We start from the raw sequence: 17,858 nt of genomic DNA on the forward strand, positions 1-17,858 counted from the left end.
GGAGCTGCCGCAGGCTGCGATCTTTTGGCGATTCCAATAATGTTGAAGATCAAAAGATCGCAGCCTGCGGCAGCTCCTACGAAATCAATGCATCTCGGTAAAAGCCAGCTTCACGCCAATCGCAATCAGCACCGCGCCCATGGTCCGGTCGAACCAGTGACCCATGCGCGCAAAACCGGCGCGCACGCGCTGCTGGCTGAACAGCATCGCCACCAGGCAGAACCAGGTTGCCGTCGCCACCGCCAGGTAAACCCCGTAACCGGCCTGCACGGCCAGTGGCGTTTGCGGATTGATGACCACGGTGAACAGCGAGAGGAAGAACAGCGTGGCTTTCGGGTTGAGACCGTTGGTGACGAAACCTGAGGTGAAGGCACCCCGGGCCGTGCGCTCGCCGGCTTCCTTGTGCAGATCGTCCGCCACAGGCTTGGCCGGTTGCGCGCGCAGTGCCTTGTAACCGATGTACAGCAGGTAAGCGGCGGCGGCCCATTTCAAGGCATTGAACAGCACGATCGACTGGGACACGATCAGGCCGATACCCAACAGCGAATAACCCACGTGCAGGAAAATCGCCGTCCCCACACCCAGCGCGGTCCAGGTGCCCGCGCGGCGACCGTGGGTAACACTCTCACGCACCACCACGGCAAAGTCCGGGCCGGGGCTGGCCACGGCCAGCAGGTGAATCAGGGCAACGGTCAAGAACTCTGTCCAGTACATGGGGGCTCCTTTAGGCCAAGCGTATCTATTTATTTCATCTGGTAGGCTCGGCAGATTACGCCTTCAGTTCAATGCACAAAAGGTACAGTTGATGACGAATACTCGCCGCGCCGTTTTCCTTGACCACCCGTCCCTGGACCTCGGCGACCTTGACCTCAACCCGCTGCGCAGTTGTTTCAGCGAACTGCAGCTATTCGCCCAGACCTTGCCCGATCAAGTCATTGAACACCTCAAGGGCGCCACAGTTGCCATCAGCAACAAAATTGTCATCGATGCCGCGACCATGGCCGCCAGCCCTGATCTCAAGCTGATCCTGATCACCGCCACCGGCACCAACAACGTCGACCTCGCCGCCGCCCGCGCCCACGGGATTACCGTGTGCAACTGCCAGGGTTACGGCACACCGTCGGTGGCGCAGCACACGATCATGCTGCTGCTCAACCTGGCCACGCGTCTGGCCGATTATCAAAAAGCCGTCGGCGCAGGCCGCTGGCAGCAGGCCAAACAGTTCTGTTTGCTGGATTACCCGATTGTCGAACTCGAAGGCAAAACCCTTGGACTGCTGGGCCACGGCGAATTGGGCGGCGCAGTCGCACGGCTGGCCGAAGCCTTCGGCATGCGCGTTCTGCTGGGGCAAATTCCCGGACGCCCCGCCCGGCCGGACCGCTTGCCGTTGGATGAACTGTTGCCACAGGTCGATGCCCTGACCTTGCACTGCCCACTCAACGAACATACCCGCCACTTCATCGGTGCCCGTGAACTGGCCTCGATGAAGCCCGGTGCATTTGTGGTCAACACCGCACGCGGTGGATTGATTGATGAACAGGCTCTGGCCGACGCCTTGCGCAACGGGCATCTGGGCGGCGCCGCCACTGACGTGCTGAGCGTCGAGCCCCCCGTCAATGGCAATCCGCTGCTGGCCCACGACATCCCGCGCCTGATCGTCACCCCGCACAATGCCTGGGGCAGCCGCGAAGCGCGCCAGCGAATCGTTGGCCAAGTGACCGAAAACGCACAGGGATACTTCAGCGGTAAGGCGCTGCGGGTCGTCAGTTGATAAACTGCGGCACTTTTTTCCACGGGAGCAGTTATGGATCCGCGCAGTGAAGTACTGCTTCGTCAGGCCGAGTTATTCCAGGGTTCGGTGTTGTTGGCCGGTTTGCCCGCCGACGACTTACTGGGTCGTCTGCCCGATGCTCATGGCTGGTGCTGGCACGCCGGCGATCAGGCCGCGCTGGACGCCCGCTTCGCCGAGCGCAGCCATTTTGGCGTGAATGCGCCGGAGCGCGAGTTCGATAGCGCCGTGGTGTTTCTGCCCAAGGCCAAGGACCTGACCGACTACATCCTCAACGCCCTCGCCTCGCGGCTGGCCGGCCGCGAGCTGTATTTGGTCGGCGAGAAAAAAAGCGGCATCGAAGGTGCCGCCAAACAACTCAACCCGTTCGGCAAGCCACGCAAACTCGACAGCGCGCGACACTGCCAGCTCTGGCTGGTCACTGTGGCCAACGCGCCTGAAGCCAAACCGCTGGAAAGCCTGGCGCAGACCTACGAACTGCCGCTGGCCGAAGGCCCGTTGAAGGTCATCAGCCTGCCAGGGGTGTTCAGCCATGGCCGACTGGACCGCGGCAGCGCGCTGTTGCTGGAACATCTGGACAAACTGCCCAGCGGTCACTTGCTCGATTTCGGTTGCGGCGCAGGGGTTCTGGGGGCGGCGGTGAAACGTCGTTACCCGCACAACCAGGTCACTTTGCTGGATGTGGATGCCTTTGCCGCTGCCAGCAGCCGTCTGACCCTGGCGGCCAATGGTCTGGAAGCCGAGGTGATTACCGGTGACGGAATCGATGCCGCGCCGATGGGTTTGAGTGCGATCCTGAGCAATCCGCCGTTCCATGTCGGCGTGCACACCGACTATTTCGCCACTGAAAACTTGCTGCGAAAAGCAGCCAAACATCTGAAAAACGGTGGCGAACTGCGCCTGGTAGCGAACAGTTTCCTGAAGTATCAACCGTTGATCGAAGAGCATCTTGGCGTGTGTGCGATCAAGGCTGAAGGGCAGGGCTTCCGGATCTATCGAGCCAAGCGCGGATAGAAATTTGTACTTGCCGAATGGATTTTGCCTAGGCAGAATCCGCTCCGTCCTAGGGGAGTAGTCTCCCACGAGCGCCATGCTCGTCCGGCATGCGTCAACATACTTGGTCCTCAGACCATGGCGCATGCGACCCAAGCATCCACATCAGATGGATCGCAGGGTTTGACAAGACCTATGACACGAACACCTTACCCGGGGCGGGAAGGCTGTACGTGTCATAGCCGTGTCGACCCGCCCCTTAGGAAACCCCCTGATGCTGGATTCACTACTCGTACCTACCGCAATCGTTGCCTTGGCCGAAATCGGCGACAAGACGCAACTGCTCGCGCTCATTCTCGCTGCCCGTTTCCGCAAGCCCTGGCCAATCATCGCCGGTATCGTCGCCGCGACCCTGGCCAACCACGCGGCCGCCGGTGCAGTCGGTGCCTGGGTCGGCAGTTTCTTCTCGGATACGATGCTGCACTGGATCCTCGCCGCAAGCTTCGCCGCCACGGCGCTGTGGACCTTGGTCCCGGACAAGATGGATGACGACGAAGCCAGCACCGCCCGCAAGTTCGGGCCGTTCCTGACCACGCTGATTGCGTTCTTCCTGGCGGAAATTGGCGACAAGACTCAGATCGCAACCGTGATGCTGGCTGCGCAATATCCGGAGCTGTGGCTGGTGATCATCGGTACCACCCTCGGCATGTTGATTGCCAACGTGCCCGTGGTATTGGCCGGTAACTTTGCCGCGGACAAATTGCCATTGACCCTGATCCGTCGACTGGCGGCGTCGGCGTTCTTCATCCTGGCGATTGTCGCGGTGTACAAGGCGATGCAGAGCAGCGGGTGGGTTTGACGGTTTAGGTCGATAGACCGCGTTATCGTTCTTCGCGAGCAAGCCCGCTCCCACATTGGGTCTCCAGTGCACACAAAATCTGCAGTCAATGGAAATCAGTGTGGGAGCGGGCTTGCTCGCGAAGAGGCCAGCAGCCTCACCGCATGACTATCAGGACTTCTTGGCCTGCTCATACAAAGGCATGACCTTCGGAATCGCCGCCTGCAACGCTGCAATACGACTCGACGACGCCGGGTGAGTGCTCATGAACTCCGGTGGCGCACCTTCCGAGACCTTGCTCATCTTGTTCCACAGGGTGATCGCGGCATTCGGGTTGTAACCGGCGCGGGCGGCCAGTTCCAGGCCGATCAGGTCCGCCTCGTTTTCATTGGCGCGGCTGTTGGGCAAGGTCATGCCGTAGTTGGCCACGGTATCGGCCAGGGCCATGGTGTCCTGCCCCAATCCCAACAAGGCACCGGCGCCCTGCTTGGCCATTTCGATGCCGTAAGCCTTGGACATCGCTTCACGACCGTGCTCGCGCAGAGCGTGGGCGATTTCATGGCCCATGATCGCGGCGATTTCATCGTCGGTCAGGTGCAGGCTGTCGATCAGCCCGGTGTAAAAGATGATCTTGCCGCCAGGACCGCAGTTGGCGTTGAGTTCATCGCTCTTGATCAGGTTGACTTCCCACTTCCATTGGGCCGCGTCCGGACGGAAGTTCGGTGCCTGGGCAATCAGCCGGTCGGCAATCGCCTGAACCCGCCGGGCTTCATTGCTGGTCTTGTCCAGCACACCTTTGCTGGACGCTTCGCCCACTGTCTTCTGATAGGACTGGGCGTACATCTGGTCGACCTCTTGCGAGGACAACATGCTGAACATGTACTGCTTGCGCTCAATGCCCACGGCACCGCCGCTGGTGGTATTGACCGACTGACAACCGGTGAGCAGCAGCGCTGCGCTCAGTGCACTGACAACCAAAATCTTGTTCATCAAAAAATTCCCTGAAAACATGCCGCGTATCCTAGGCGTGGAAATGTGTCGACGCCAGATACAATGGACGTAAGACGCACAATTCGGACAAAGCTCTCATCGCCGTAGAAAACATTTCACATACGCCGACAACCCCCAGTCCATCCCGCCGTGCATTGATTCAATTACGACATCCAACACCCGAAAACAGTCATTTCAACTGCCCGCGCTCATGCCCGCCCGACACCCTGCCGATACACCTGGGCAGACGTCCTTTCGCGTGCGGAGCCACCATGAAATTCAAATCGATCCAGTTTTCCGTGGCGGCCCTTGCCGGCGCCATTGTCCTTAGTGTCGTGGTAGCGCTGGTGGTGTACGCGCTGTTTTCCGGCGCCCGGACGCAAGACATGGTCCAGGAACGGACCCAGGCACAATTCGAGCAAGTCATCGAACAACGCCTGACGTCCCTGGCGCAAACCCAGGTCAGCCAGATCCAGCGTGAACTCGAAGCACCGCTGCTGATTGCCGGCGCACTGGTGCGGGTCAACGCCCTGATTGGCACACCGGGTGCCAATGGCCAGCCTGCGCTGAGCCTCAGCCGCGAGCAATTGATCGGCCTGATCAAGGAAAACGTAGTCAAGAACCCGAAAATCCTCGGCACCTATATCGGTTGGGAGAAAGACGCACTGGATCACAACGATGCGGCCTACGTCGGCACCCAGGTAGTCGGCATCGACGCCGCCAACGGGCGCTTCCTGCCCTGGTGGTTCCGCAACGACGACGGCACCCTGGGCCTGGACAAACTGGTGGACGTCGACGACCAGAAGACACTGTCCACTGGCGTTCGCGCCAGCGAGTACTATCTTTGCTCGAAAGAAACCAGGAAATCCTGCGTGATCGATCCGGCGCCTTATAAGGTCGGCGACAAGATCGTCATGCTCGCCTCCTTTATTGAGCCAATCATGCTCAACGGTGCCTTCCAGGGCATCGTCGGCGCTGACCTGTCGGTGAACTTCATCCAGGAAATGCTTCTGGGCGCCAACCAGAAACTCTACAGCGGTGCCGGTGAAATGGCCCTGATCGGCGGCAATGGGCGGATCGTTGCCTACACCAAGGACCCGAGCAAATTCGGCGAGAAGGTCAGCGACATCCTCGACAGCAAACAGATCGCCAACATGGCCAATCTCAAGCGCGGCGAAGTCACCTACACCGTCGACAAGGCCCAGGGCCGGATCGAGTTGTACTTGCCGTTCGGCATCGGCCAGACCGACGCCCGCTGGACCCTGATGCTGCAGTTGCCGCTGAATGCGGTCATGGCCGACCTGCAAAAACTCCAGGCCGACCTGGACGCACAGCGCAAATCCGACACCTTCGGCATGGCGATGGTCGGCCTGGTGATTGCCGGTATCGGTTTGCTGGTGATCTGGCTGGTGGGCCACGGCATCGCCCGTCCGCTCAAGCAAATGGTGGCCATGCTCGACGATATCGCCCAGGGCGAAGGTGACCTGACCCGACGCCTGATCAGCGACCGTGCCGATGAGCTGGGTTCGATCGCCAAAGGCTTCAACACCTTCCTGGCCAAGTTGCAGGCGATGATCACCCAAGTGGTGACGTCGGTGCAGAGCGTCAGCGATTCGTCGGAACACACCGCCGACATCGCCATCCGCACCAACACTGGCGTACACAAACAAATGGCCGAGATCGATCAAGTGGCCACCGCCGTGCAGGAAATGACCGCCACCGCCCAGGACGTGGCACGCAACGCGACCCAGGCCGCACAAGCCGCCAGCCATGCCGACCAGGCCGCCAGCCAGGGCATGCAGATCGTGCGCGACACCTCGAACTCGATTGGCGCCCTCGCCGTGGAAATCGGCCGCGCCGTGGGCGTGGTGCAAACCCTGGCCAAGGACAGCGAAAACATCAATGCCATCCTCACTGCCATTCGCGGGATCGCCGAGCAGACCAACCTGCTGGCTCTGAACGCGGCCATCGAAGCCGCCCGCGCCGGTGAGCAGGGACGTGGATTTGCCGTAGTGGCCGACGAAGTGCGTAACCTGGCGCAGAAGACGCAAAAGGCCACCGAAGAAATCCAGGCCATGATCCAGCAACTGCAGCAAGGCACTCGGGATGTGGTGCGGGTCATGGAGGACAGCCAGAACCGCACGGACGAAAGCGTGCAGCACGCGGCCAAGGCTGCCGAAGCGCTGGAAACCATCACTCAGGCGGTGTCGGTGATCAACGACATGAACACCCAGATTGCCAGCGCGGCCGAAGAGCAAAGTGCGGTGGCGGACGACATCAACCGCAACGTGATCAACATCGGCCAGGTGGCCAATGAAGTGGCCGGTGGCGCGGATGAGTCGAGTGCGGCCAGTGCGGACTTGACCAAGCTGGCCGAGCAGCAGCGGCGGTTGATCAATCAGTTCAGGGTTTGATTCAAGGACCCCTTCGCTGGCAAGCCAGCTCCTACAATGGATTTGCTTGCGCCGCAGCACCCTGTAGGAGCTGGCTTGCCAGCGAAGGCGTCAGCGCAGCCAACACATCAACCCGGCGTCAGACACTCCGGCCCATTGAGCTTCGGATCATTCACCATATTGGCCAGCACCCGCTCGCGCAATGCGGCAGGCTCACTGGCCAGCAAGGCTTGCAAAGCATGCAACGGCGTCTCGGGATCCAGCCACGCGGCCTGCCCCGCCTCATCAAGAATCAACGGTCGCCGCTGGCTCGCCGCCGGCTGGGTAATCACCGCGGTACTGAGCCAAACCTGTTCCTGTACCGGATACGCCTCCCAGATCGCCGCAAAAAACAGCGACGAGCCCTCCCCCGGTGTCAGCCAATACGGGCGCTTGCGCGTTGTGCCGCGCCATTCGTAGAAACCATTGGCCGGCAACAGGCAGCGGCGCTCGCGCAAGGCCTGGCGAAACATTGGCTGTTCGGCAACGGTTTCGGCGCGGGCGTGGGCTGGGGTGCGGGACAGATCGGTCAGCCAGGGCGGCGTCAGGCCCCAGCGGGCGCGGGCCAGCGTGCGCTGGCCGTCAGGTTCGGCCCGCAGCATCAACACCGAATCATTGGGGGAGATGTTCCACTGCGCCTGCTGGTCGGCGGGAAAACCGGGCAGCGCCGCGAAGGCGGGGTTCCAGCGAAACAGGGCATAACGTCCACACATGGGGCAACACGGCTCTTGATCAAACGAACGCCAGCCTAACAGACCAGCGTGCCGGGAAAGCTGTCCGGTTCATCGCCGGACAGCGGCAGCGCGGCATTGTACGCGGTGATCAGCTCGCGGGCGTATTCGGCCTGATCGTTCTCGACCGACAACCCGAGCAGGCCATAGATCGGCAACTCCCCGGAGCCGCCGAGCAAATCACGGCCCACCAGATGCGCCTCGATGCCCTCGCTGGCGAGCATGCCTTGCAGCAATTCGCCTTCCATCAGGTTCTCCGGATCGTAGATGCGTTGCATACATGCCCCTCAGTCGTTTTCACTGAACACTTCGAGATGCCATTCCTCTTCATGAACCTGCAACACGAAGGTTATCGGCCGGCAGCACACCTGACAGTCTTCAATATACGTCTGATCCCCGCCGGACAGATCCAGGGTGGTCTCGACTTCCTCACCACAATACGGACATTCATATTGCGCAGTTTCCAGCATCGCGGTCTCCCAGGTGACTTGTGCGTATAATCGCCGGTCTATTTGCAGGGCTATTTTTGTCTGGCTACTTTTTCAGACCGTGCCCCGCCGGTTTTCGATCAGAACCTTTACTTACCCTAGCCGTTTCTAACAAGAGAGCATGATGGGCGAATTCGATGCCATCCGACCTTACGACGACAGTGAAGTCCCGGCAGTGCTGGCACGACTGCTCGGCGACAAGGCGTTTCTAGATATCCTCACCCACTTCCGCTTCCCGCGTTTCGCCGGCGCTTTAGGCTGGGCACTCAAACCTCTTATAGCCCATCGGTTGCGCCGTGAGTTTGCCGGCATTACCTCCGTGGCCACGTTACAGGACAAAGTCGAGGTTTACGTCGACCACACCATCGAGCGCGCCACCGACGGTGTCACTTATACCGGGGTGGAGCAATTCAAGTCCGGCAATGCCTACCTGTTTATCGCCAACCACCGCGATATCGTGATGGACCCGGCCTTCGTCAACTATGCCGTGTACCACGCCGGCCTGCCGACCCCGCGCATCGCCATTGGCGACAACCTGCTGCAAAAGCCTTTCGTCAGCGACCTGATGCGCCTGAACAAGAGCTTCATCGTGCACCGCTCGATCAGCGGTCGCCGGGAGAAAATGGCGGCCTATCAATTGCTGTCGGCGTACATCAACCATTCGATCCGCAACGATTGCGCCTCGATCTGGATTGCCCAGGCCGAGGGCCGCGCCAAGGACGGTGACGACCGTACCGAATCGGCGATCCTCAAGATGTTCCACATGAGCCGCAAGGACGAGCCGTTCGGCGAGGTCATCCAGTCGCTGAACCTGACCCCGGTGTCGATCAGCTACGAATACGACCCCTGCGATCAGGCCAAGGCCCGCGAGCTTTACATCCGCGCCACCACCGGCAGCTACACCAAGGTGCCCGGCGAGGATGACGTAAGCATCGCCAAGGGCATCACCGGCTACAAGGGTCGGGTGCATGTGAACTTTGCCGCGCCGATCAGCGAACTGTTCGAAGACACCAAGCAGTTGGCGGTCGAGATGGACAAGCAAATCCTCAGCGGCTATCGCTTGTTCCCGGTGCACTACCTGGCGTACGCACAGTGGAAAGACGCCGATACGCAGTTGCAGGTGCCAAAAGCCGCCGAAGTGTTCCCGGCCGAGGAACTCGCCAAGGCCCAGGAAGAATGGCAACGCCGCCTGGACGCCTGCCCTGAAGAGCATCGTCCGTTCCTGGTGCTGCAATATGCGACGCCGGTGCGCAATCAGTACCGGGTGAAGGCAGGGTTGCCGCTGTAAGCGGTTTCGGCCAGATACAAAAAACGGCGCTTGCGAGCGCCGTTTTTTGCAAGATCTTTGGCTTCAATAAAGCTCTAGACCTGAGTACTGACCCAGGAAACCAGCAGCGCCATCCCCATGCAGGCAAAACCGAAGATGTAGAAAAACCGGTTCTTGCGCAAGGTCGCCCAGTCCAGCGCGGGCTCTACATTGGAGCTGCTCTGCCGCTGCACCTGCAAACTGGCCATCGCGCGCAGTTCGCGGCGACGGGTGGCGTGCAGCAGCCAGCCGCCCGGGAAGGCAAAGAGCAAGGCCAGCAGATTGATCAATTTGGCGGGATGGGCGGTAAACAGCGTCATCAAGTGCAGCGACATCACAAACCTCAAGTCAAACAGGTGGCAGGTGCCGGACCGGCGACCGCGGCGCGGATTCTACCGAAAGCCTGCGCGCCTGCCCTCTGTTTCCGACAAATAACGAAGTAATTGATCAATGGCTGTCCTGCGTCACGGCTTCGTCATCTGTATCGGCGACCATGCGCGCCTCGAAACCGACAGGGACTACGTCATGCTCCACGCCGAAAACCAGGATCGTCTTTACCTCATCAGCCCCAGCGACGAACAGCAAGCCCTCGTCGGCAGCCTCGCTTTCAACGTTCAGGATCGCCATTGGCTGGTGTATTGCGCCCTGGGCGGGCATCAACATGCGGATTTGCCGGAAACGGATTTGCTGACGGGTGTGAGTGTGCTGGATTTTTACTCACAGGCCGCCTGACACCACGCCCTGTAGGAGCTGCCGCAGGCTGCGATCTTTTGATTTTGTTTTTTAAGGCCTGGAGCCGCCGAAGATCAAGATCAAAAGATCGCAGCCTTCGGCAGCTCCTACATGGCTCGCATTACTCGCCGAGAATCTGACCCACGGTCGGGTCCTTGAACAGGCGGGTCAACGCATCACTGAGCACATCGCTGACCAGCTTGGTGTTGGTTTCCTGGTTCGGCGCCATACCGAAGCGCTGGTCCAGGGACGAACCATAACGGCCGCTGTAGCGACGGTTGGCGTTCTGTACATCGGAGCGGAACGTCGCGCCGATGGTGGCTTCGGTCACGTACATGCCTTCCTTGGGCGACTGGTACTTCAACTCCGCCAGGGTCACGGTCAGTTGCGGTGCATTCATGGCGTTGTTCGTCGGGGTAAAGCCCAACAGCCGCACGGCGGCTTCAGCCTGGGCCTGCAGCTTCGGCAGGATCTGCGCGCCCTGCACGGTGATCGCGCTGGTCTCCGGATACAGGCCGCCACGGGTACCCAGCGTCGGCGACGGACGACCGTCCACTACGCGCACCACGACAGGCTGGCCATGGCCGACCGGGGCCAACTGGGCGGTCAGCTTGGGTTCCGGGCTCAGTTGTTGCGGGCTGTGGGCGCAGCCAACCAGGGTCAAACTGGTCACAGTGATCAAACCGAACAACAGGCGTTGCAACATGCTCTTCTCTCCAGAATCAGGCACAAACAGGCCAGCAGTATAGCGGTGCGCCACTGCAGGGAACCAGCACCTCACAGCGTTTGATGAAATCTCTGACAACCCCTGGGGGATGCGGTTCCTGTCACACAGGTGTCACCACTCATACACTTGAATGTAATCGCCTACAGGCTATCTTCTCAGTAGTCACCCACACGGTACTTCACCATGCGCCATCTGATCTCTCTGTTCGCGCCACGTCCACTGCATCGCTGCTTCGCCCTGCTCGACCGCAACGGCCACTGCCAAGCCTTCAAGCAGTGTAGCCTCCAGCCTATGGGCGATGGCTGGGTTGAAATCGAAGAGATCCGCCTGAACTGGCTGAATCAACCGCTGCCTGCCGGCGCCCGCGTCGTTTCCCGGCAGCAACAGCCACGCTCGCGAGCACAGCAACTGATGACGACCTGACCAAACACCTAATAAAAGTCATTAAACACGACCATTTCCCTGCGTTTCTTAGATACAATCTCCCCCCGATTATAAGGACGTCTCCTGATCGGGCCTCGCAGCATCGTCAATGCGCTTGTATTGACACCCCGCACCGCCCACAGAGAGCCGCCCACACAGATCGAGTGAAGCTGGCGCGCTTGCTGTTTTGTTGAGCAAAACCTCCACTTTTCGCGAATCTGCAGAGCTGTCATTACGCTCGGTCACTGAGTTGTCTGCCCGTTTTGCCTGCCTTGCATCCCATGGCGGCAATTTCATCCGGGCACGGTGCCAGGCTGGGACAGCCCTTTTTGAGGTTCACGTCTTCAAAAGAGCGTGAAAAAAACGGGTTTTCACAACTTCACAAGAGTGTGGCGAGCAAATGAATAGTTTTGCGTCTGAACATGCACCATTAGCGTCTACAACAGCCCAACGACACAGGACCGAGTATTCCTCGAACACCGGAGCCTGAAGCCTGTCCGCTACGGATTTGGTTGCACAAACGGATGTATCGACCATAAGTCGAATTGCCTCCCGCGCGCTGAAATGAGTTCATATGGCTCATAGGCACGGCAGGTAGCGTCCGTCGAAGTTGCGATAAATTGCGAAGATTCGGACATGGCGATCCTGCCATGGGTACCTGGGGCAACACTGACACGCCCCGTCACTCCTGGCAGCCATGCCGACAATTTGGTGCTGCAGATTTTGGAGACGCGTTAAATGGCGCATAACGAAGCAGTCGACGTAGTACTGGTTGGGGCCGGCATCATGAGTGCCACCCTTGCAGTACTGCTCAAAGAGCTCGACCCCGCGATCAAGCTGGAAGTCGTCGAGCTGATGGATTCCGGTGCCGCGGAGAGTTCCAACCCGTGGAACAACGCCGGTACCGGTCACGCCGGGCTGTGTGAGCTCAACTACACGCCGCAGGCAGCCGATGGCGCCGTCGACATAAAGAAAGCCGTGCACATCAACACCCAGTTCGAGGTGTCGAAGCAGTTCTGGTCGTACCTGACCAAAAAAGGCACGTTCGGCTCGTGCAAATCGTTTATCAGCCCGGTGCCACACCTGAGTTTCGTGCAGGGCGACAGCGGCGTGTCCTTCCTCAAGGAACGCTTCAAGGTGCTGAGCAAGCACCACGCCTTCGCCGACATGGAATACACCGAAGACAAGGCCAAAATGGCCGAGTGGATGCCTCTGATGATGCCTGGCCGCGATCCTGGCGAAACCCTCGCCGCGACCCGCGTGATCAATGGCACCGACGTCAACTTCGGCGCCCTGACCAACCAGTTGCTCAAGCACCTGACCAGCGCCCCCGATGCCCAGGTCAAGTACTGCAAGCGCGTGACCGGCCTCAAACGCAGCAACGGCGGCTGGACTGTCAGCATCAAGGACGTCAACAGCGGTAACAGCCGTGAAGTCGATGCCAAGTTCGTCTTCCTCGGTGCTGGCGGCGCGGCATTGCCATTGCTGCAGGCTTCGGGCATCGAAGAGAGCAAAGGCTTCGGCGGTTTCCCGATCAGTGGCCAATGGCTGCGCTGCGACAACCCGGAAGTGGTCAAGCACCACCAGGCCAAGGTCTACAGCCAGGCTGCCGTAGGCTCGCCACCGATGTCCGTGCCGCACCTGGACACCCGTGTGGTCGACGGCAAGAAATCCCTGCTGTTCGGACCGTACGCCGGTTTCACCACCAAGTTCCTCAAGCACGGTTCCTTCATGGACCTGCCGATGTCGGTTCGCGCCGGCAACATCGGTCCGATGCTGTCCGTGGCGAAAAACAACATGGACCTGACCAAGTACCTGGTCAGCGAAGTGATGCAATCGATGGAGCAGCGCCTGGAATCCCTGCGTCGCTTCTACCCGCAAGCGAAAGCCGAAGACTGGCGCCTGGAAGTGGCCGGCCAACGGGTGCAGATCATCAAGAAAGACCCGAAAAAAGGCGGCATCCTGCAATTCGGTACCGAACTGGTCGCGGCCAAGGACGGTTCCCTGGCGGCACTGCTCGGCGCTTCGCCTGGTGCCTCGGTGACCGTTTCGATCATGCTTGAGCTGATCGAAAAATGCTTCCCGAGCAAAGCCAAGGGCGAATGGGCCACCAAACTGGCCGAAATCTTCCCGGCCCGGGAAAAGGTTCTGGAAACCGACGCTGCGCTGTATCGCAAGATTAACTCGCAGAACAACGTTGCTCTGGAACTGGTTGAAGCCAGCAGCGAGACCGAAAGCTACGCTTGATTCGGCTGCATAAAAAACGCCCCGTCCTCATTGAGAGCGGGGCGTTTTTTTGTGCCTTTAAAAGATCTTAACCGCGAGCCTTGTTGATCAGCTCGATGTACTCGGCGGCATTGCGCTGATCCTTGATCAGGGCAACGAAGTCATTGCCGTGCTCATCCTTGCCATTCACGTCGTAACCCGCTTCGACGAAGAACGTCAGGAAACGCTCGAAATCGTCGATGCGCAGGCCACGGTAGGCCTTGACCAGTTTGTGCAGGGACGGGGAAGTCGCGTCGACCGGCTCGAAATCGAGGAACAATTTGATCTGCTCATCGCCGATCTCGTCACCAATCACTTGTTTTTTATCTTTACGCATTGCCGACTCCAGCTCGCAGACATTACACGGGGCGGGCAGTTTACCCCCGCGCAGGCACAGGGCTCAACGCGGACGAGTGCTGCCGGTGTGCAGATCGGCCCAAACATGCCCATTGGCGTAGCTGAGAAACTGGCAATACACCGTGTCATTGCGCAGCAAATCGATCACCACGCGGTATTGAGCGAGCGGGTAATAGAGGGTCAGGGTTTTGCTCTTATCGTCGTAGACCGGCTTCTTCAGGCTTTTGCTTTCACCATCGAAGTTGACCAGCACCTGACTGATGGTGGCGCCCTTGTTCAGGGATTTGCCCTTGAGACGAATCATTAAAGGCGACGTGACCGGAATCGGCTGTTGATTGGATTGACGCTGGGCACCGACCACCACCGAATAATCGGTGACTTGCATCAGTTGCTGCTGTTCGGGGTCGGCATCGCGCAGAGCGAGATCGTCCGGCGGCAGGAATTGACTGTGCATGGGCGCCGGCGCGGCAGCCAAGGGCAAGCTGAGGGTCAGCAACAGGGCGGCGCAGCTGCGGATAAAAGGGCTCATGGCAGGCTCCGAAATGGGGCCGGGCACTCTACCATGGGTTTCAAAGCAAAAGATCGCAGCCTGCGGCAGCTCCTACAGGGTGTACATCAAACCCCTATAGGAGCTGCCGCAGGCTGCGATCTTTTGATCCTAATCGAAATGCGCGCGCATCCAGGCCTGATACTCGGCAACACCGGGCTCGCCTTCGCGCGGCGCCCAATGTGYCAGCTCACCTTCACCGACCGGACGGTAAGGACCAGCCTTGCATTCGAACATCAGGCTGTCGGCCTCCAGCACCACCAAACCGTGAAACACACCGGTTGGCAGGTCCACACCAACACAGTCGCCACCGGCCTGCAGCACGGTCTTGCTCAGCACCGCACCGGTCTCATCGAAGATCAACACGCCCAGCCGGCCCTTGAGGACCAACAGGGTTTCGGCCTTGTTGTCGCCCAAATGCCGGTGAGGCGGGATATACGTGGACGGCTGCAACCCCACCGCCATGCGATGGCATGCGTCTTCCATCTGATGGAAGTTGTGATGCTGGCGCCCACGAGGATTGGCCGCGGCTTTCCCGGCCAGCTCGGCGAACAAGGTCTGATCCAGAAAGCGAGGCGTATCCATGTCTTACATTCCTTTAACGGCGAAAATCCCGTTGGCGTTACGCCAGTAGCCTTTGTAGTCCATGCCGTAACCGAAGATGTAGCGATCGATGCACGGCAGACCGACGAAATCGGCCTTGAGGTCCGGACGGGCCTTGCGGTCGTGGTCTTTGTCGATCAGCACAGCGGTGTGCACTTTACGTGCGCCAGCGTGTTTGCAGAAGTCGATGATCGCGCCCAGGGTGTGACCTTCGTCGAGGATGTCGTCGATGATCAGCACATCACGGTCGATGAAGGACACTTCCGGCTTGGCTTTCCAGAACAGGTCACCGCCGCTGGTTTCGTTGCGATAGCGGGTGGCGTGCAGGTAGGACGCTTCCAACGGGAAGTGCAAATAGGTCAGCAGCTTGCCGGAGAAAATCAGCCCGCCGTTCATCACGCAGAACACCACCGGATTGCTGTCCGCCAGTTGATCGTTGATTTGTGCACCGACGCGGGCGATGGCCGCCTCGACTTCAGCTTCGGTGTACAGGCAGTCAGCCTCTCGCATGATTTGACGGATATGCTCGAGATCAGCGGACATGGCGCTCTCCAGGGGGTTTGAGGGGAGGGACGGATTCGGAAAAGCGGGCAAAGGTACGCATCAAGCGAGGCCAGATCAAGCCTTTGTGGACTAACGTACTGTATGTCTATAGGACAACACCCTCGGATAGATTAATCTAGGCCGGTTTTTTTGCCCGCCGCCGGAGCCTTTCCCCATGCCCATTCATGAGATCCGCCACCCGCTGATCCGTCATAAACTTGGCCTTATGCGCCGCGCAGACATCAGCACGAAGAATTTCCGTGAGCTCGCTCAGGAAGTCGGCGCCCTGCTGACCTATGAAGCTACCAAAGACCTGCCGCTGGAATCCTACGATATCGAAGGCTGGTGCGGCACCGTATCGGTCGAGAAAATCGCTGGCAAGAAAATCACCGTGGTGCCAATCCTGCGTGCCGGCATCGGCATGCTCGAAGGCGTACTCAGTCTGATCCCGGGCGCCAAAGTCAGTGCCGTCGGCGTGGCCCGTAACGAGGAAACCCTCGAAGCCCACACCTACCTGGAAAAACTGGTGCCGGAAATCGACGAACGCCTGGCAATGATCATCGACCCGATGCTCGCCACCGGCGGCTCGATGGTCGCCACCATCGACCTGCTGAAAAAAGCCGGCTGCAAGGACATCCGCGCCATGGTGCTGGTCGCCGCGCCAGAAGGCATCGCCGCCGTAGAGAAAGCTCACCCGGACGTGATCATCTACACCGCTTCCATTGATCAAAAACTGAACGAACACGGCTACATCATCCCAGGGCTTGGCGACGCCGGTGACAAGATCTTCGGCACCAAGCAGAAGGACGCGTGAGCATGCAGCAAGAGTTCAACGATCCGCTCTGGCGCACGGTGCTGTCCGGCGCACAGATGCTGTTCGTGGCCTTCGGCGCCCTGGTGTTGATGCCGCTGATCACCGGCCTTGACCCGAACGTGGCGCTGTTCACGGCCGGCCTGGGGACGATCCTGTTCCAGATCGTCACCGGGCGTCAGGTGCCGGTGTTCCTGGCATCGAGCTTTGCATTCATCACCCCGATCATTCTCGCCAAGGGCCAATTCGGCCTCGCCGCGACCATGGGCGGTGTGATGGCGGCGGGTTTTGTCTACACCTTCCTCGGCCTCGCGGTGAAGATCAAAGGCACCGGTTTCATCGACCGCCTGCTGCCGCCTGTGGTGATCGGCCCGGTAATCATCTCCATCGGCCTGGCCATGGCACCGATTGCCGCCAACATGGCCATGGGCAAGGCTGGCGACGGTAGCGAGCTGATTCACTACCAGACGGCAATGATGATCTCGATGCCCGCGCTGCTGACCACGCTGATCGTCGCGGTGTTCGGCAAGGGCATCTTTCGCCTGGTGCCGATCATCTCTGGCGTGCTGGTCGGTTTCGGCATGGCGTTCTACTTCGGCGTGGTCGATACCGCGAAGATTGCAGCGGCACCATGGTTCGCCATCCCGAACTTCACCGCGCCGGAATTCAACTGGCAGGCGATCCTGTTCATCGTTCCGGTAGCCCTGGCTCCGGCCATCGAACACATCGGCGGCGTGATTGCCGTGGGTAGCGTGACCGGTCGCGATTACCTGAAGAAGCCTGGCCTGCACCGCACCCTGCTCGGCGACGGCATTGCCACCACGGCGGCCGGTCTGTTCGGCGGCCCGCCCAACACCACCTACGCCGAAGTAACCGGCGCGGTGATGCTGACCAAGAACTACAACCCGAAAATCATGACCTGGGCGGCGATCTTCGCCATCAGCCTGGCGTTTATCGGCAAGTTCGGTGCGCTGCTGCAAAGCATTCCGGTACCGGTGATGGGCGGGATTCTCTGCCTGTTGTTCGGTTCGATTGCGGCGGTGGGGATGAACACGCTGATCCGCCACAAGATCGATCTGGCCGAGGCGCGCAATCTGGTGATTGTTTCGGTGACCCTGGTGTTCGGGATCGGCGGCGTGCTGATCGGCACCGGCACCGGGCCGGACGATTTCGGCCTCAAAGGCATTGCGCTGTGTGCGGTGGTGGCGATTGGCTTGAACCTGATCCTGCCGGGCAATGACAGCTGGAAGCACAAGAAGGCGAATGAGCCGCTGATCTGATTG

Annotated in this window: 21 protein-coding genes, 1 pseudogene and 1 riboswitch; of the genes and pseudogenes, 11 read left to right on the top strand and 11 right to left on the bottom strand. The window is 59.9% G+C overall.

Annotated features, from left to right (window positions below):
- Positions 1-84: 84 nt before the first annotated feature.
- A complete protein-coding gene (locus AC1DWG_RS26700) occupies positions 85-714 on the bottom strand; it encodes a LysE family translocator (RefSeq protein WP_218426697.1) in 630 nt (209 codons plus the stop codon).
- A gap of 91 nt (positions 715-805) precedes the next feature.
- Here AC1DWG_RS26700 and AC1DWG_RS26705 point away from each other — a divergent pair, with 91 nt between their 5' ends.
- From AC1DWG_RS26705 to AC1DWG_RS26715, 3 genes are all read left to right on the top strand, one after another.
- The gene (locus AC1DWG_RS26705; protein ID WP_477788570.1) at positions 806-1,771 is read left to right on the top strand and encodes a 2-hydroxyacid dehydrogenase; all 966 of its coding nucleotides are present in this window, start codon (positions 806-808) and stop codon (positions 1,769-1,771) included.
- A gap of 33 nt (positions 1,772-1,804) precedes the next feature.
- Positions 1,805-2,803 carry a class I SAM-dependent methyltransferase gene (locus AC1DWG_RS26710; RefSeq protein ID WP_347908947.1) on the top strand — a complete coding sequence of 333 codons (999 nt, stop codon included), beginning with the start codon at positions 1,805-1,807 and terminating at the stop codon, positions 2,801-2,803.
- Positions 2,804-2,842: 39 nt separating this feature from the next.
- Positions 2,843-2,967, top strand: a riboswitch (yybP-ykoY riboswitch).
- An 89-nt stretch (positions 2,968-3,056) separates the two neighbouring features.
- On the top strand, positions 3,057-3,641 hold the full coding sequence (locus tag AC1DWG_RS26715; RefSeq protein WP_008016665.1) for a TMEM165/GDT1 family protein: 585 nt from the start codon (positions 3,057-3,059) through the stop codon (positions 3,639-3,641).
- 150 nt (positions 3,642-3,791) lie between these two features.
- Here the strand turns inward: AC1DWG_RS26715 and AC1DWG_RS26720 are convergent, their stop codons facing one another.
- Positions 3,792-4,610, bottom strand: a complete 819-nt coding sequence (locus tag AC1DWG_RS26720; protein ID WP_477755329.1) for a M48 family metallopeptidase — start codon at positions 4,608-4,610, stop codon at positions 3,792-3,794.
- A gap of 1,361 nt (positions 4,611-5,971) precedes the next feature.
- Between AC1DWG_RS26720 and AC1DWG_RS26725 the strand changes: the two are divergent.
- Positions 5,972-6,169, top strand: a pseudogene (locus tag AC1DWG_RS26725) (HAMP domain-containing protein); the annotation flags it as partial.
- A 111-nt stretch (positions 6,170-6,280) separates the two neighbouring features.
- Positions 6,281-7,024 (top strand): methyl-accepting chemotaxis protein, encoded by a 744-nt coding sequence (locus tag AC1DWG_RS26730; protein WP_411741538.1) that lies wholly within the window; start codon positions 6,281-6,283, stop codon positions 7,022-7,024.
- Between the two features lie 107 nt (positions 7,025-7,131).
- On the opposite strand, the gene AC1DWG_RS26735 is transcribed toward AC1DWG_RS26730, so the two are convergent.
- The 3 genes from AC1DWG_RS26735 to AC1DWG_RS26745 are packed head-to-tail and all read right to left on the bottom strand — an operon-like array spanning position 7,132 to position 8,243.
- A complete protein-coding gene (locus AC1DWG_RS26735; protein WP_046041890.1) occupies positions 7,132-7,755 on the bottom strand; it encodes an SOS response-associated peptidase in 624 nt (207 codons plus the stop codon).
- Positions 7,756-7,790: 35 nt separating this feature from the next.
- Positions 7,791-8,051 carry a putative signal transducing protein gene (locus AC1DWG_RS26740; protein WP_007979315.1) on the bottom strand — a complete coding sequence of 87 codons (261 nt, stop codon included), beginning with the start codon at positions 8,049-8,051 and terminating at the stop codon, positions 7,791-7,793.
- 9 nt (positions 8,052-8,060) lie between these two features.
- Positions 8,061-8,243, bottom strand: coding sequence for a CPXCG motif-containing cysteine-rich protein (locus AC1DWG_RS26745; protein WP_218426687.1), 183 nt, complete (start codon positions 8,241-8,243; stop codon positions 8,061-8,063).
- Between the two features lie 139 nt (positions 8,244-8,382).
- Here AC1DWG_RS26745 and AC1DWG_RS26750 point away from each other — a divergent pair, with 139 nt between their 5' ends.
- A complete protein-coding gene (locus tag AC1DWG_RS26750; RefSeq protein WP_477755327.1) occupies positions 8,383-9,549 on the top strand; it encodes a 1-acyl-sn-glycerol-3-phosphate acyltransferase in 1,167 nt (388 codons plus the stop codon).
- Between the two features lie 74 nt (positions 9,550-9,623).
- Here the strand turns inward: AC1DWG_RS26750 and AC1DWG_RS26755 are convergent, their stop codons facing one another.
- A complete protein-coding gene (locus AC1DWG_RS26755) occupies positions 9,624-9,902 on the bottom strand; it encodes a hypothetical protein (RefSeq protein WP_477755326.1) in 279 nt (92 codons plus the stop codon).
- Between the two features lie 190 nt (positions 9,903-10,092).
- On the opposite strand from AC1DWG_RS26755, the gene AC1DWG_RS26760 reads away from it, so the two are divergent.
- Positions 10,093-10,299 carry a hypothetical protein gene (locus AC1DWG_RS26760; RefSeq protein WP_085613384.1) on the top strand — a complete coding sequence of 69 codons (207 nt, stop codon included), beginning with the start codon at positions 10,093-10,095 and terminating at the stop codon, positions 10,297-10,299.
- Between the two features lie 121 nt (positions 10,300-10,420).
- On the opposite strand, the gene AC1DWG_RS26765 is transcribed toward AC1DWG_RS26760, so the two are convergent.
- Positions 10,421-11,005 (bottom strand): YajG family lipoprotein, encoded by a 585-nt coding sequence (locus AC1DWG_RS26765; RefSeq protein WP_007973847.1) that lies wholly within the window; start codon positions 11,003-11,005, stop codon positions 10,421-10,423.
- 204 nt (positions 11,006-11,209) lie between these two features.
- On the opposite strand from AC1DWG_RS26765, the gene AC1DWG_RS26770 reads away from it, so the two are divergent.
- Positions 11,210-11,449: a hypothetical protein gene (locus tag AC1DWG_RS26770; protein WP_477762645.1), complete on the top strand. Its 240-nt coding sequence runs from the start codon at positions 11,210-11,212 to the stop codon at positions 11,447-11,449.
- Positions 11,450-12,187: 738 nt separating this feature from the next.
- Positions 12,188-13,696: a malate dehydrogenase (quinone) gene (gene mqo / locus AC1DWG_RS26775; protein ID WP_477762644.1), complete on the top strand. Its 1,509-nt coding sequence runs from the start codon at positions 12,188-12,190 to the stop codon at positions 13,694-13,696.
- Between the two features lie 67 nt (positions 13,697-13,763).
- Here the strand turns inward: mqo and AC1DWG_RS26780 are convergent, their stop codons facing one another.
- From AC1DWG_RS26780 to AC1DWG_RS26795, 4 genes are all read right to left on the bottom strand, one after another.
- Positions 13,764-14,051: a PA4642 family protein gene (locus AC1DWG_RS26780; protein WP_218426680.1), complete on the bottom strand. Its 288-nt coding sequence runs from the start codon at positions 14,049-14,051 to the stop codon at positions 13,764-13,766.
- Positions 14,052-14,114: 63 nt separating this feature from the next.
- Positions 14,115-14,600 carry a hypothetical protein gene (locus AC1DWG_RS26785; RefSeq protein ID WP_477760567.1) on the bottom strand — a complete coding sequence of 162 codons (486 nt, stop codon included), beginning with the start codon at positions 14,598-14,600 and terminating at the stop codon, positions 14,115-14,117.
- A 129-nt stretch (positions 14,601-14,729) separates the two neighbouring features.
- Positions 14,730-15,203 carry a WbuC family cupin fold metalloprotein gene (locus tag AC1DWG_RS26790; protein WP_477788571.1) on the bottom strand — a complete coding sequence of 158 codons (474 nt, stop codon included), beginning with the start codon at positions 15,201-15,203 and terminating at the stop codon, positions 14,730-14,732.
- Positions 15,204-15,206: 3 nt separating this feature from the next.
- Positions 15,207-15,764, bottom strand: coding sequence for a hypoxanthine-guanine phosphoribosyltransferase (locus AC1DWG_RS26795; protein WP_008045996.1), 558 nt, complete (start codon positions 15,762-15,764; stop codon positions 15,207-15,209).
- A 175-nt stretch (positions 15,765-15,939) separates the two neighbouring features.
- On the opposite strand from AC1DWG_RS26795, the gene upp reads away from it, so the two are divergent.
- Positions 15,940-16,578 (top strand): uracil phosphoribosyltransferase, encoded by a 639-nt coding sequence (upp, locus tag AC1DWG_RS26800; protein ID WP_108214877.1) that lies wholly within the window; start codon positions 15,940-15,942, stop codon positions 16,576-16,578.
- Positions 16,579-16,580: 2 nt separating this feature from the next.
- Positions 16,581-17,855, top strand: coding sequence for a uracil-xanthine permease family protein (locus AC1DWG_RS26805; protein WP_477756262.1), 1,275 nt, complete (start codon positions 16,581-16,583; stop codon positions 17,853-17,855).
- The last annotated feature ends 3 nt before the right edge of the window (positions 17,856-17,858 follow it).

This window comes from Pseudomonas sp. P4_B3 (assembly GCF_056402295.1).